Source organism: Rubrivivax gelatinosus, from assembly GCF_004340905.1.
Taxonomy (GTDB): domain Bacteria; phylum Pseudomonadota; class Gammaproteobacteria; order Burkholderiales; family Burkholderiaceae_C; genus Rubrivivax; species Rubrivivax gelatinosus.
The window spans coordinates 62800-75269 of sequence record NZ_SLXD01000007.1; the positions used below are offsets into that span (position 1 = coordinate 62800).

12 protein-coding genes are annotated in these 12470 nt (G+C 73.2%); 8 read left to right on the forward strand and 4 right to left on the reverse strand.

What is annotated here, in order from left to right:
* The first annotated feature begins 33 nt into the window (after window positions 1-33).
* From EV684_RS12060 to EV684_RS12070, 3 genes are all read left to right on the forward strand, one after another.
* The gene (locus tag EV684_RS12060; RefSeq protein ID WP_132647533.1) at window positions 34-846 is read left to right on the forward strand and encodes an ABC transporter substrate-binding protein; all 813 of its coding nucleotides are present in this window, start codon (window positions 34-36) and stop codon (window positions 844-846) included.
* 70 nt (window positions 847-916) lie between these two features.
* Window positions 917-1666 carry an amino acid ABC transporter permease gene (locus tag EV684_RS12065; protein ID WP_132647534.1) on the forward strand — a complete coding sequence of 250 codons (750 nt, stop codon included), beginning with the start codon at window positions 917-919 and terminating at the stop codon, window positions 1664-1666.
* Window positions 1667-1670: 4 nt separating this feature from the next.
* Entirely contained in the window at window positions 1671-2381 is a 711-nt protein-coding gene (locus EV684_RS12070) for an amino acid ABC transporter permease (RefSeq protein ID WP_132647535.1), read from the forward strand.
* An 84-nt stretch (window positions 2382-2465) separates the two neighbouring features.
* On the opposite strand, the gene EV684_RS12075 is transcribed toward EV684_RS12070, so the two are convergent.
* On the reverse strand, window positions 2466-2912 hold the full coding sequence (locus tag EV684_RS12075; protein ID WP_132647536.1) for a DUF2721 domain-containing protein: 447 nt from the start codon (window positions 2910-2912) through the stop codon (window positions 2466-2468).
* An 85-nt stretch (window positions 2913-2997) separates the two neighbouring features.
* On the opposite strand from EV684_RS12075, the gene EV684_RS12080 reads away from it, so the two are divergent.
* From EV684_RS12080 to EV684_RS12095, 4 genes are read left to right on the forward strand one after another with little or no spacing between them, the layout of a single operon-like run.
* Window positions 2998-6171, forward strand: a complete 3174-nt coding sequence (locus EV684_RS12080; RefSeq protein WP_132647537.1) for an error-prone DNA polymerase — start codon at window positions 2998-3000, stop codon at window positions 6169-6171.
* A 55-nt stretch (window positions 6172-6226) separates the two neighbouring features.
* Window positions 6227-6928, forward strand: coding sequence for an esterase (gene ypfH / locus EV684_RS12085; protein ID WP_132647538.1), 702 nt, complete (start codon window positions 6227-6229; stop codon window positions 6926-6928).
* Between the two features lie 13 nt (window positions 6929-6941).
* Window positions 6942-7727 carry a peroxide stress protein YaaA gene (gene yaaA / locus EV684_RS12090; protein WP_132647539.1) on the forward strand — a complete coding sequence of 262 codons (786 nt, stop codon included), beginning with the start codon at window positions 6942-6944 and terminating at the stop codon, window positions 7725-7727.
* 17 nt (window positions 7728-7744) lie between these two features.
* On the forward strand, window positions 7745-8056 hold the full coding sequence (locus EV684_RS12095) for a hypothetical protein (protein WP_132647540.1): 312 nt from the start codon (window positions 7745-7747) through the stop codon (window positions 8054-8056).
* A 13-nt stretch (window positions 8057-8069) separates the two neighbouring features.
* Here the strand turns inward: EV684_RS12095 and EV684_RS12100 are convergent, their stop codons facing one another.
* Window positions 8070-8912 carry an endo alpha-1,4 polygalactosaminidase gene (locus EV684_RS12100; protein WP_132647541.1) on the reverse strand — a complete coding sequence of 281 codons (843 nt, stop codon included), beginning with the start codon at window positions 8910-8912 and terminating at the stop codon, window positions 8070-8072.
* Between the two features lie 76 nt (window positions 8913-8988).
* Here EV684_RS12100 and EV684_RS12105 point away from each other — a divergent pair, with 76 nt between their 5' ends.
* Entirely contained in the window at window positions 8989-9822 is an 834-nt protein-coding gene (locus EV684_RS12105) for a 2OG-Fe(II) oxygenase (protein ID WP_132647542.1), read from the forward strand.
* 6 nt (window positions 9823-9828) lie between these two features.
* Here the strand turns inward: EV684_RS12105 and EV684_RS12110 are convergent, their stop codons facing one another.
* Both EV684_RS12110 and EV684_RS12115 read right to left on the reverse strand, forming a co-directional pair.
* Entirely contained in the window at window positions 9829-11100 is a 1272-nt protein-coding gene (locus EV684_RS12110) for an MgtC/SapB family protein (RefSeq protein ID WP_132647543.1), read from the reverse strand.
* Between the two features lie 10 nt (window positions 11101-11110).
* Complete coding sequence (locus EV684_RS12115; RefSeq protein WP_132647544.1) at window positions 11111-12466, reverse strand: MBL fold metallo-hydrolase RNA specificity domain-containing protein; 1356 nt, start codon at window positions 12464-12466, stop codon at window positions 11111-11113.
* Window positions 12467-12470 lie beyond the last annotated feature (4 nt).

A 12470-nucleotide genomic window follows, 5' to 3' on the forward strand; every position in this document is an offset into this window, starting at 1 on the left:
CGGGAGGTGCAACGCATCTGAGGAGAAGAACACATGAAATCCGTCCGTCCGCAGGCCCTTGCGCTGGCCGTGCTCGCCCTGGCCGCCAGCGGCGCCTGGGCCGACCGGCTCGCCGACATCCAGAAGGCCGGCGTGCTGCGTGTCGCTGCCTTCGACGCCAACCCGCCCTTCGGTTACGTCGACGCGAAGACGAAGAAGATCGTCGGCCTGGACGTCGACTACGCCGAGGCCTTCGCCAGGAAGCTCGGCGTCAAGCTGCAGATCGTGCCGACCAACCCGGCCAACCGCGTGCCGCTGCTGGCCTCCAACAAGGTCGACCTGGTCTTCGCCAACTTCACGATCACCGAGGAGCGTGCCAAGGTCGTCGGCTTCAGCATCCCGTACTTCGCGTCGGGCACGCAGTTCATCGCGAAGAAGGGCACGCTGAAGTCGCCCGAGCAGCTGAACAGCCTGCGCATCGGCGTCGACAAGGGCACGACCAACGAGATCCAGCTGCGCCAGAAGTATCCGCAGGCGACGCTGGTGGCCTATGACGACACGCCGTTCGCCTTCACCGCGCTGCGCAACGGCAACGTGCAGGCGATCTCGCAGGACGGCCCCAAGCTGATCGGCCTGCTGGCCAACGTGCCCGACCGCGACAAGTACGAGATCCCGCCGTTCGCGATCTCGCAGGACTACATCGGCGTCGGCATCCCCAAGGGCGAGACGGCGCTGACCGAGTTCGTCAACAAGACGCTGCTCGAGCTGGAGGCCGACGGCCGCGCGCGGAAGATCTACGACACCTGGTTCGGCCCGACGAGCAAGACGCCGCTCGAGCGCATCTTCAAGATCGGCGACAAGACCTGAACCCGGGCGGCAGCGCCGCCTTGAACCCGCCGGGCCCGCCTTGCCGCGCGCCCGGCTTTCGCACTTCCGGATGGACTGGTTACCCCCCGCGCTGCGCCAGGATCTGCTGGCGCCCCAATACCTCGGCTGGCTGCTCGACGGCTGGTTGATGACGCTGTGGACGACGGCAATCGTCGTCGCCGCCGCGACGCTGCTCGGCGCGCTGCTGGCCGCCGCGCGCGAGAGCGGCCGGCCGGCGCTGACGCGCGCCACCGGCGTCTACCTCTCGCTGTTTCGCAACACGCCGCTGCTGGTGCAGCTCTTCTTCTGGTACTTCGGCCTGCCGGCGCTGCTGCCCGAAGGCCTGCTGCCGTGGCTGAACACGCCGCACGAGCTCGCCCTGGGCGGCCTCGTGCTGCGCTGGCCCTCGTTCGAGTTCCTGGCCGCGGCGGCCGGGCTGGTGTTCTATTCGGCGGCCTACGTCGGCGAGGACATCCGCTCGGGCCTGCGCGGCGTGCCGGCCGGCCAGCGCGAAGCCGCGATCGCGCTCGGCCTGACGCCCTGGCAGGCGCTGCGCCACGTCGTGCTGCCGCAGGCGCTGCGCATCGCGCTGCCGCCGCTGCTGGGCCAGTACATGAACATCCTGAAGAACACCTCGCTGGGCATGGCGATCGGGCTGCTGGAGCTGTCCTACCGCACCCGCCAGGCCGAGGCCGAGACCTGGAAGACCTTCCAGGTCTACGGCGTCGCGACGCTGCTCTACGTCGTCGCCATCGTCGCGCTGCAGGTCTTCGGCCAGGTGCTGCAGAGCCGGCGCCAGCGCCGTCTCGCGGGAGGCTGAGGCGATGGACTTCTCGTTCCTGCACGACGACCTGGGCTACCTGCTGTGGGGCACTTTCCCCGACGGCCCGCCCGGCGGCGCGCTGCTGACGCTGCTGCTGTCGGCCGGCTCGGGCCTCGCCTCGGCGCTGCTGGGCCTGGGGCTGGGCGTGGCGCTGGTGATGCTCGACGGCGTGGCGCTGGCGCTGCTCAGCGCGGTGCTGGGCCTGCTGCGTGCGATCCCGGTGCTGATGCTGATCTTCTGGACCTACTTCCTGCTGCCCATCGTCTTCGGCCTCGACGTGCCCGGCGTGCTGTCGGTGATGGCGGCGCTGTCGCTGGTCGGCGGCGCCTATCTCGCGCACGCGGTGGCCGCCGGCATCCGCGGCGTCGGCGGCGGGCAGTGGGCGGCGGGCATGGCGCTGGGTTTCACGCGCTGGGGTGCGCTGCGCCACGTCGTGCTGCCGCAGGCGCTGCGCATGATGCTGCCGTCCTTCGTCAACCAGTGGGTCACGCTGATCAAGGACAGCTCGCTGGCCTACATCGTCGGCGTCGGCGAGCTGTCCTTCCTGGCGACCCAGGTCAACGCCCGGGTGATGGTGCACCCGACCGAGGTCTTCCTCTTCGTCGGCGCCGTCTACTGGCTGCTGTGCAGCGCGCTGGACTGGGCGGCAGGTCGTGCGGCGCAGCCGCTCTTGACCTCCGCGAAGCGAGCGGCGCCGGCGGCGGGTGGATGAATCTCCAGGGCGGGCATGGGTCGGGCGGCAATTTCAGCGCGCCGGTGCCGCGCTGAAGCCGGACCGTCTGGCGCACGAACGGGTTCAGTGAGGGCGGTTCAGGGTGATGCGCACGGTCTGGGTCGCCAGATGGACTTCGCGCAGGAAGTAGGCCAGCCCGACCAGCAGCGCCAGCGTCGCCGCGGTGAACAGCAGGCCGACGACGCCGCGCAGGCTGATCTGCAGGTAGACCTCGACGAAGAGCGCGGCGATGACGGTGCAGACCAGCAGCGCGGCCCCGGCGCAGGCGGTGATCGCGGCGCCGGCGTAGCGCCGGCGGCGTTCCAGCGTCTGCAGTTCCAGTGACAGGTAGGGCTCGGCCACCGGCGGCGGCTGGCCCTCGGTCAGCTTGCGCCCGCGGTCGATGATGCGCGCCAGCCGCGAAGCCATCACGTTGAGCATGCCGGCGATGCCGGTCAGCAGGAACACCGGCGCCAGCGCGAGCTGGATCGCACGCGGCACGTCGCCGAGGGCCGAGGAGGGGTCGATCATGGCGGCGAGTATCGGCGAGCCATGCGACCGGCGGGATGCTTGCAGTGCTGTATAAAAGCACAGTCTCTCTCCGCACGGTGCCCGCGTGCCCACCGCCCTCCCGCCCTACGCCGAGCTGCACTGCCGCAGCAACTTCAGCTTCCTCGTCGGGGCCTCGCACCCGGAGGAGCTGGTGGCGCGTGCGCACGCGCTGGGCTATGCGGCGCTGGCGATCACCGACGAAGGCTCGCTGGCCGGTGTCGTGCGCGCGCACACCGAGGCCCAGCGCCTGGGCCTGAAGCTGATCGTCGGCGCCGAGATGCGGCTGGCGCCGCCGCCCGGGCAGCCCGACGCCGACGAACCGCGCCTCGTGCTGCTGGCGCAGACGCGCCGCGGTTACGGCAACCTGGCGCACTGGATCACCGTCGCGCGCCGCCGGGCGGCCAAGGGCGAGTACCTCGCCTGGCGCAGCGACCTCGAAGGCGCCGTGCCGACCGCGCCTTTTCTCGCCGGGCTGCCCGGCTGCATCGCGCTGCTGCTGCCCGACCCGGCGCAGCCGCTGGAGACGGTGTTCGCGCATGCGTCCTGGCTGAAGGCCTGGTTCGGCCCGGAGCGCGCCGCCGTCGCGCTGGAACTGCTGCACCACGCCGACGATGCCGATCTCGCCGACACCGTCACGCGTGTCGCGGCGCAGGCCGGGCTGCCGGTGCTCGCCGCCGGCGGCGTGCTGATGCACGCGCGTTCGCGCAAGGCGCTGCTCGACGTGCTGAGCGCCACCCGGCTGAAGCGCCCGGTGGCCGAATGCGGCTTCGACCTGGAGCCCAACGCCGAGGCCCATCTGCGCCCGCGCGCGCGGCTGGCGGCGCTGTACCGCCCCGAGTGGCTGGCGGCGACGCTGGCCATCGCCGAGCGCTGCAGCTTCACGCTCGCCGAGCTGAAGTACGAGTACCCGCGCGAGATCGTGCCCGAGGGCCACACGCCGAGCTCCTGGCTGCGCGAGCTGAGCGAAGCCGGCGCGCGCCGGCGTTTCCCGGCCGGCGTGCCCGGCGCGGTGCGTGCGCAGATCGAGCACGAGCTGGCGCTGATCGCGCGCCTGGGCTACGAGCCCTATTTCCTCACCGTCGCCGACATCGTCCACTGGGCGCGCGACCAAGGCATCCTCTGCCAAGGCCGCGGCAGCGCCGCCAACTCGGCGGTCTGCTACTGCCTGGAGGTCACCGCGGTCGACCCGTCGAAGTCGACGCTGCTCTTCGAGCGTTTCATCAGCGAGGAGCGCAACGAGCCGCCGGACATCGACATCGACTTCGAGCACCAGCGCCGCGAGGAGGTCATCCAGTACGTCTACCGCAAGTACGGCCGCCACCGCGCCGCGCTGACCGCGGTCGTCATCAGCTACCGGCCGCGCTCGGCGCTGCGCGACGTCGGCCGTGCGCTCGGGCTGGACCTGGACCGCATCGAGTCGGTCGCGCGCGGCCAGCAGTGGTTCGACGGCCGGCGCATCGACCCCGAGCGCTTGCGCGAGCAGGGCCTGGACCCGGCGGCGCCGCTGTGCCGGCTGTGGGTCGAGCTGACCGAGCAGTTGATCGGTTTCCCGCGCCACCTGAGCCAGCATCCCGGCGGCTTCGTCATCGCGCGCGACGAGCTGTCGCAGCTGGTGCCGGTGGAGAACGCGGCGATGGAAGACCGCAGCGTCGTGCAATGGGACAAGGACGACCTCGACGCGCTCGGGCTGATGAAGGTCGACCTGCTGGCGCTGGGCATGCTGAGCGCGATCCGGCGCGCGCTGGACTTCGTCGGCGCCAAACGCGGCGCGCCGCTGGCGCTGCACCAGATCCCGCAGGACGAGAAGACGGTCTACGACATGCTCTCGGCCGGCGACAGCATCGGCGTCTTCCAGGTCGAGAGCCGGGCGCAGATGAGCATGCTGCCAAGGCTCAAGCCCCAGCGCTTCTACGACCTGGTCATCGAAGTCGCGATCGTGCGCCCGGGGCCGATCCAGGGCGGCATGGTGCATCCCTACCTGAAGCGGCGTTGCGGCGAGGAGCCGGTCGACTACCCCAGCGCCGAGGTCAAGCAGGCGCTGGAGCGCACGCTGGGCGTGCCGATCTTCCAGGAGCAGGTGATGCAGCTGGCGATCCTGGCCGCCGACTTCACGCCCGGCGAGGCCGACCGGCTGCGCCGCGCGATGGCGGCCTGGAAGCGCAAGGGCGGGCTGGGGCCGTTCCACGAGCGCCTGGTCGGGCGCATGGTCGCCAAGGGCTACACGGCCGAGTTCGCCGAACGCATCTTCAAGCAGATCGAAGGCTTCGGCGAATACGGCTTCCCCGAGAGCCATGCGGCGAGCTTCGCGCTGCTGGTCTACGCCAGCGCCTGGCTCAAGCGCCACCACCCCGACGCCTTTCTCGCCGCGCTGCTGAACAGCCAGCCGATGGGTTTCTACGCTCCGGCGCAGCTGGTGCGCGACGCACGCGAGCACGGCGTCGTCGTGCGCCCGGTCGACGTGCACGGCAGCGACTGGGCGACGACGCTGGAAGACGAGGCCGCGGCCGCCGGCGCGCCGCCGGGGCTGCGTGCGGTGCGGCTGGGTTTCAGCCGCGTCACCGGCTTCCCGCAGGACGCGGCCGAGCGGCTGGTCGCGGCCCGCGCGGCCGACGGCGCCTTCGCCTCGGCCGAAGACCTGGCGCGGCGCGCCCGGCTGGACCGGCGCGAGCTGGCGCTTCTGGCCGACGCCGGAGCCCTGGCGGCGCTGGCCGGCCACCGTCACCAGGCGGCCTGGGCCGTGGCCGGCATCGACGCGCGCGCCACGCCGCTGCTGCGCGCCACACGCACCCACGAGGCCGCCCTCGTGCTGCCGGCGCCCAGCGCCGCCGAGTCGGTGCTGGCCGACTACCGCGCCACCGGGCTGAGCCTGGAGCGCCACCCGCTGGCCTTGCTGCGCGAGCCGCTCGCCGCCTGCCGCGTGCAGCCGGCGGCGGTGCTGCGCGACTACCCCTCGGGCCGGCTGGCGCGCGCCAGCGGCCTGGTCACGCATCGCCAGCGGCCGGGCACGGCCAAGGGCGTGGTCTTCGTCACGCTGGAAGACGAGACCGGCAGCGTCAACGTCATCGTCTGGCCGGCGGTGGCCGAAGCGCAGCGCAAGGCGCTGCTGGGCAGCACGCTGCTGACGGTCTACGGCATCTGGCAGCGTGAAGGCGAGGTGCGCCACCTCGTCGCGCGCCGGCTCGTCGACCACACCGCGCTGCTGCAGGGCCTGCAGGCGCGCAGCCGCGACTTCCACTGACGGGTTTGCGGCCGGCGGCCGGCGGGCCCTGGCACGAACGCGGACAATCGCTCCCATGCATCTCGCGATCGAATCCCTGCCGGCCCAGGGCGCACCCGAACAGCTGTTGCTGCTGCTGCACGGCGTGGGCGCCGGCGGCGCGTCGATGGCCGCGCTGGCGCAGGCGCTGCGCACCGAGTTCCCGCAGGCCGCGCTGCTGGCGCCCGACGCGCCCGAGCCTTTCGACGGCGGCGGCGCCGGCCGCCAGTGGTTCTCGGTCGCCGGCATCGACGAGACCAACCGCCCCGAGCGGGTCGCCGAGGCGCTGCCGGCGCTGTGGAGCTGGGTGCGCGCCGAACAGCGCCGCCTCGGCGTGCCGGCGCCGGCCACCGCGATCGCCGGCTTCTCGCAAGGCGCGATCCTGGCGCTGGAGACGGCCGCGCAGTGCGACGGCCTGGCCGGGCGCGTGCTCGCGTTCTCGGGCCGTTTCGCCCGCCTGCCGGCGCGCGCGCCGCGGCTGACGACGCTGCACCTGTTCCACGGCGCCACCGACGCGGTCATCGACGCCGCACACGCGCGCCGCGCCTTCGAGACGCTGGCCGGCCTGAACGGCGACGCCACGCTGGACGTCGCCGAAGGCCTGGGCCACGTGCTGCACCCGGCGCTGGTCGACCGCGCGATCTTCCGCCTGCGCCACCACATCCCGGCGCGCACCTGGGCCGAGGCCCTGGGCTCGGCGCCGCCGGGCGCGCTGGCCGACGACGAACCGCTGCACTGACCTTTCACCGCCGATGCTCTACCTGCTGTCTCCGGCCAAGCGCCTGGACTACGAGACCCCCGTGCCCGCCGCCGTCGCCCGCAAGGCGAGCGACCCGCTGTTCGTCGAGCGTGCCGCCGAGCTGATCGAGGTGATGCGCACCAAGACGCCGGCCGAGGTGGCGTCGCTGATGTCGCTGTCGGACGCGCTGGCCCAGCTCAACGTCGCGCGCTACGGCGCCTGGGAGCCCGAGGCGACGGCGGCCAACAGCAAGCCGGCGGTGCTGGCGTTTGCCGGCGACGTCTACGAAGGCCTGGACGCCGGCTCGCTGGCCACCGCCGATCTCAGCTGGGCGCAGCAGCACCTGGTCATCCTCTCGGGCCTGTACGGCGTACTGCGCCCGCTGGACCGGCTGCAGCCCTACCGGCTGGAGATGGGCACGGCGGTGGCCACGGCGCGCGGCAAGGACCTCTACACCTTCTGGGGCGACGCGCTGGCCGAACACCTGAACGAGCGCCAGGCCGACGAGGCCGCGCCGGTGCTCGTCAACCTGGCGTCGCAGGAATATTCGCGTGCCGCGCTGCGCCCGGCGCTGAAGGCGCGCGTCGTCGACTGCGTGTTCGAGGAGTGGAAGCAGGACCGCTGGCGCATCGTCAGCTTCCATGCCAAGCGTGCGCGCGGGCTGATGGCGCGCTGGGCGATCCAGCAGCGCATCGGCACGCCGTCGCGGCTGAAGGGTTTCGCCGCCGAGGGTTACGCCTTCGACGCCGAGGCGTCGGGGCCGGACCGGCTGGTGTTCCGCCGCCGGCAGGGCGAGTGAGCATGGCGGGCGATCCGGTGTCCCGTCCGTTCCTCCGGCTGGCCGCTGCGGGCCTGCTCGCGCTGCTGGGCGGCTGCTACGTGCCTGCGCCGGTGCCGCACGCGCTGCTCGAGGTGTCCGCGACGGGGACCTACGTGCTGGAAGGCCAGGCGGTCGACGACGCGGCGCTGGCCGCGGGGCTGTCGGCGCGCCGGGCCGCCGAGCCCAAGCTGGTCGTCGAGATCAAGGTCGCGCCGGGGGCGCCGATGTCGGCGGTGGACGCCGCCGTGGCGAAGATCGAGGCGGCGCAGGCGCGCGTCGCCTTCGTCGGCGCGACGGCCGTACGCTGAGGCCCGCCGCGCCTCAGTCGCAGGACAGGCGCAGCGAACCGTCCAGCAGCTCGGCCATCACCAGCGTGCGCAGATCCGCGGCCCGCGCCGCGGCGCAGAGCCGCTCACGCGCGCCGCCGGTGTTGTTCACGTAGGCCGCGTCGTATTCGATGTTGAACACCGGCTTGCCGGCGGCGGTGAACACGGCGTAGCCGGCGCACTCGTCGTAGACGTGGCACTGCTCGTTGACCGCGAAGTCGAAGTGCGCCACCAGCTCGTCGAGCTGGCCGACGTCGTTCTTCAGCCCGACTTTCAGGCCGGCGGCATGGGCCTGGGCGGCGAGGAAGCGGTTGTAGTCCAGCTGCGTCGCGGCGCTCAGCGCGAAGCCGGTGTCGTTGCTCCAGCCGTCGACGTTGTCCGGGTCGACGGCGTCGCAGCCTTTCTCGGCGGCCAGCGCGATGCGATCGGCCATGATCGTGCGCACGTTGTCCGAGCGCGTGTCCAGCCAGTTCTCGCCGGCCCAGCCGTCCAGCGCCTTGCCCATGTCGGCGGCCTGGAAGCGGCCGTGGTCCTCGCGCCAGTCCTCCGAGCTGCCGGCGGAGAAATAGCAGACGACGACCCGCCCGGCGGCCTGCAGGCTGGCGATCGTCGCCGCTGGCGTGTCGAACAGGTCGACGTCGTAGACCTTGGCGTCCACCGTGGTGTCCAGCGTGCCGGTGAGCTGGATGGTCCAGCTGTCGCCGATGGCCGGGGACCAGGCGTCGTCGCCGCTTGCGCCGCCGCCGCCGCCGCCGCCGCAGCCGGCGAGCGCGGCGGCCAGCGCCAGCACGGCGGCGCGCAGCGCCGGGGCGAGGGTGGGGCGGCGCGTCGTCTTCATCGTCGCCGGAATTCTAGGCAGGCCTCTGGTGGGGCGACGGCTGACGCGGCCACCGGCTCGCCGTCAAAATCGCGACATGAGTCACCAGAACGTCACCGTCGAGCTGCGTCGCTGGATCCTGTCCCAGGCCGAGGCCGGTTGCCGGTCCGAGGACCTGCTCGCGTCGATGATTCGCAGCGGCTGGGCCGAGCACGTCGCGCTGGCCGCGCTGGAGGCCGTGCTGGCCGGGCAAGCGGCGGCGCCGGTCGTCGCTGCGGCCGTGCCCGACCCGATGCTCGACGGCGCGCCCAACGTGCTGCGGGCCGGCGACCGCGAGGTGCAGGTGCTGGCCGTGATGTCGCTGCCGCGGGTCGTCGTGCTCGGCGGCCTGCTGTCGTCCCAGGAGTGCGACGAGCTCGTCGCGCTGGCGCGGCCGCGGCTGGCGCGCTCGGAGACGGTGGAAAACTCGACCGGCGGCAGCGAGGTCAACGCTGCGCGCACCAGCGACGGCATGTTCTTCGAGCGCGGCGAGACACCGTTGATCGAGCGCATCGAGCGCCGCATCGCCGAACTCGTGCGCTGGCCGGTGGAGCGCGGCGAAGGCCTGCAGGTGCTGCACTACCGCCCCGGCGCGCAGTACAAGCCGCACCACGACTTCTTCGACCCGGCGCATCCGGGCACGGCCAGCATCCTGCGCCGCGGCGGCCAGCGTGTGGGCACCGTCGTGATGTACCTGAACACCCCCGCCGGCGGCGGCGCGACGACCTTCCCCGAGGTCGGCCTGGAGGTCCTGCCGGTCAAGGGCAACGCCGTCTTCTTCAGCTACGAGCGCCCGCTGGCCTCCACGCGCACGCTGCACGGCGGCGCGCCGGTGCTCGACGGCGAGAAGTGGGTGGCGACGAAGTGGATGCGCGAGGGCGTCTTCGTCTGAACCCGCTCAGCCGGCGGCCAGGCGGCCGACGGCCCACCAGGTCGCCCAGGCGGCGCCGGTCGAGGCGGCCAGCGACGCGGCGACGACGCTGCCGAAGCGCGTGCCGCCGGCGACGAAGGCCGTGATCGAGCGTGTCACCCCGTTCGTCGAGATCGCCACCAGCACGCCGTAGGCCGCGGCCTGCAGTTCCAGCCGGCCTTCGCCGGCCAGCGCGCCCAGCGCGGCGCAGGCGGCGTGGGCGTCGGCCACTGCCGTCAGCGCCGCGCCGGCCAGCACGCCGGCGTCGCCGAACTGGCGCTGCGCCCAGCCGACGCCGAGCGACGCGGCGGTCAGCAGCACCGCCACCAGCAGCGCCTCGCGCGGGCGCAGCGGCCCGGCCTTGGACGACTCGGGCGCCGTGCCCTGGGCGCCGCGGGCGCGCCACAGCCCGGTGCCGGCGGCCACCGCGGTGGCCACCAGCGCCGGGGCCGCCACCAGCGCCGCCAGCGGCGGCGAGGTCGCGGTCAGGATGATCAGCCCCAGCACCCAGGTCGCCGAGGTCGACAGCACCGAACCGGCTTCGCAGGCGCGCGCCAGCGCCGGCTCGGCGCGCACGCGCGTGCCCATCGAGGCGATCGTCGCGGTGCTGGAGACGAAGCCCGACAGCAGCCCCGACAGCGCCATGCCGGCGGCGGCGCCGAAGAAACGCAGCGCGACGTGGCCGGCGGCCTGCAGCACCAGGATCAGCGTCGCCAGCAGGCCCAGCGTGCGGGGCTGCAGCCCGCCCAGCCAGGCCACCGGCGTCGCCGGCAGCAGCGGCAGCACGACCAGCACCAGCGCCGCCAGCAGCAGCGCGTCGTGCAGCTCGGCTTCGGTCAGCACGCGCGTCGCGAAGCGGTGCAGCCGCGCCTGCGCCGCCAGCAGCACGGCGATGACCACGGCCGCGCCGCCGCCCACCAGCGGCAGCTGCATCGACACCACGCCGACGAGGTAGGTGACGAACAGCGCCAGCTCGGTCGTCATGCCCGGGTCGGGGCTGCGCTGCACGACCTGGCTGCGCCAGTAGGCGACCGCGGCCAGCGCCAGCACCGCCAGCGCGCCGCAGGCCACGACCAGCGGCTCGCCGATCACCTGGGCGAAGGCGCCGGCCAGGCTGGCCAGCGTGAAGCTGCGGATGCCGGCGGGCTCGCGGTCGGGGCCGCTGCCTTTGCGGCGCTCGCGCTCCAGGCCGATCAGCAGCCCGCCGCCGAGCGCCGAGACCAGGCCCAGCGCGGCCGGGGTGGACGAGGGGTCGAACACCGCCCGCGCCTCAGACGCTGACCTGCTCGCCGTGCTGCGGCACACGCGCCGCCCAGCCCAGCTCGTCGCGGATGCGCACGCGCAGCGCGTCGGCGGCGTCGGGTTCGCCGTGCACGACGAAGGTCTGGCGCGGCGCCTTGGGCGTCGTGCGCAGCCAGTCCATCAGCTCGTCGCTGTCGGCGTGGCCGGAGAAACCTTCGAGGTGGCTGACCTCGCAGCGCACCGGCACGTACTCGCCGTGGATCTTGACCTCGGTGGCGCCGGCCACGAGCCGCGCGCCGCGGCTGCCGCCGACCTGGAAGCCGGGGAAGACGACGTGGTGCTGCGGCGACGGCGCCATCGCCTTCAGGTGGTGCAGCACGCGCCCGCCGGTGGCCATTCCGCTGGCCGACAGGATGACGCAGGGGAAGCGGTGCGAGGACAGGCGCATCGACTGCTGCGGCGTCTCGACCATGCGCACGCCTTCGCAGGCGGCCTTCAGTTCGGCGGGTTTCACGCGCAGCACCTTGGCGAAGCGCCGGTACAGCTCGGTGGCCTGCACCGCCATCGGGCTGTCGAGGAAGATCGGCAGGTCCTGGGGGATCTGGCCGGCGCGCTTGAGGCGGTGCAGCACGACCATCAGCGCCTGGGCGCGGCCGACGGCGAAGGTCGGCATCAGCACCGAGCCGCCGCGACGCACCGTCTCGCGCACGACCTCGCCCAGCCGCGCGGCGACGTCCTCCTGCTCGTGGGCGCGGTTGCCGTAGGTCGACTCGACGAGCAGCACGTCGGCTTCGGGCAGGGGCTGCGGCGGCGGCATCAGCAGGTCGACGCTGCGGCCGACGTCGCCGGAGAAGACCAGGCGCTCGTCGCGGCAGTCCAGCGTCACCGCGCAGGCGCCGAGCAGGTGGCCGACCGGCGTCAGCGTCACCGCGACGCTGCCGATCCTGAAGGCCGAGCCGGTGTCCACCGGCGTCAGGCGATCGATGGCGCGTGCGGCATCGGCACGCGTGTACAGCGGCAGCGCCTTCTCGTGGCGCGAGTAGCCGAACTTGTTGGCGCGCCGCGCGTCCTCCTCCTGCAGCTTGGCGCTGTCGAGCAGCAGCACCTCGGCCAGCGCGCAGGTCGCGGGCGAGGCGTAGATGCGGCCCTTCCAGCCGTGTTTGACCAGCGCCGGCAGGTAGCCGCTGTGGTCCATGTGGGCGTGGCTCAGCACCACGGCCTCGGCGTCGAGCAGGGCCGCAGGCGGCGTCTGCCAGTTGCGCTCGCGCAGCACCTTGAAGCCCTGGAACAGGCCGCAGTCGAGCAGCAGGCGCTGGCCGCCGAGGTCCACGCGGTGGCGCGAGCCGGTCACGCTGTCGGCGGCGCCGAGGAAGTGCAGGTCCATCTCT

Excerpts from the sequence above, each read along its gene's own strand:
- ypfH (WP_132647538.1), top strand. The coding sequence starts at position 6,227 with ATGCATCTCGCGATCGAATCCCTGCCGGCCCAGGGCGCACCCGAACAG.
- EV684_RS12100 (WP_132647541.1), bottom strand. The coding sequence starts at position 8,912 with ATGAAGACGACGCGCCGCCCCACCCTCGCCCCGGCGCTGCGCGCCGCC.
- yaaA (WP_132647539.1), top strand. The coding sequence starts at position 6,942 with ATGCTCTACCTGCTGTCTCCGGCCAAGCGCCTGGACTACGAGACCCCC.
- EV684_RS12115 (WP_132647544.1), bottom strand. The coding sequence starts at position 12,466 with ATGGACCTGCACTTCCTCGGCGCCGCCGACAGCGTGACCGGCTCGCGC.
- EV684_RS12065 (WP_132647534.1), top strand. The coding sequence starts at position 917 with ATGGACTGGTTACCCCCCGCGCTGCGCCAGGATCTGCTGGCGCCCCAA.
- EV684_RS12105 (WP_132647542.1), top strand. The coding sequence starts at position 8,989 with ATGAGTCACCAGAACGTCACCGTCGAGCTGCGTCGCTGGATCCTGTCC.
- EV684_RS12070 (WP_132647535.1), top strand. The coding sequence starts at position 1,671 with ATGGACTTCTCGTTCCTGCACGACGACCTGGGCTACCTGCTGTGGGGC.
- EV684_RS12060 (WP_132647533.1), top strand. The coding sequence starts at position 34 with ATGAAATCCGTCCGTCCGCAGGCCCTTGCGCTGGCCGTGCTCGCCCTG.
- EV684_RS12075 (WP_132647536.1), bottom strand. The coding sequence starts at position 2,912 with ATGATCGACCCCTCCTCGGCCCTCGGCGACGTGCCGCGTGCGATCCAG.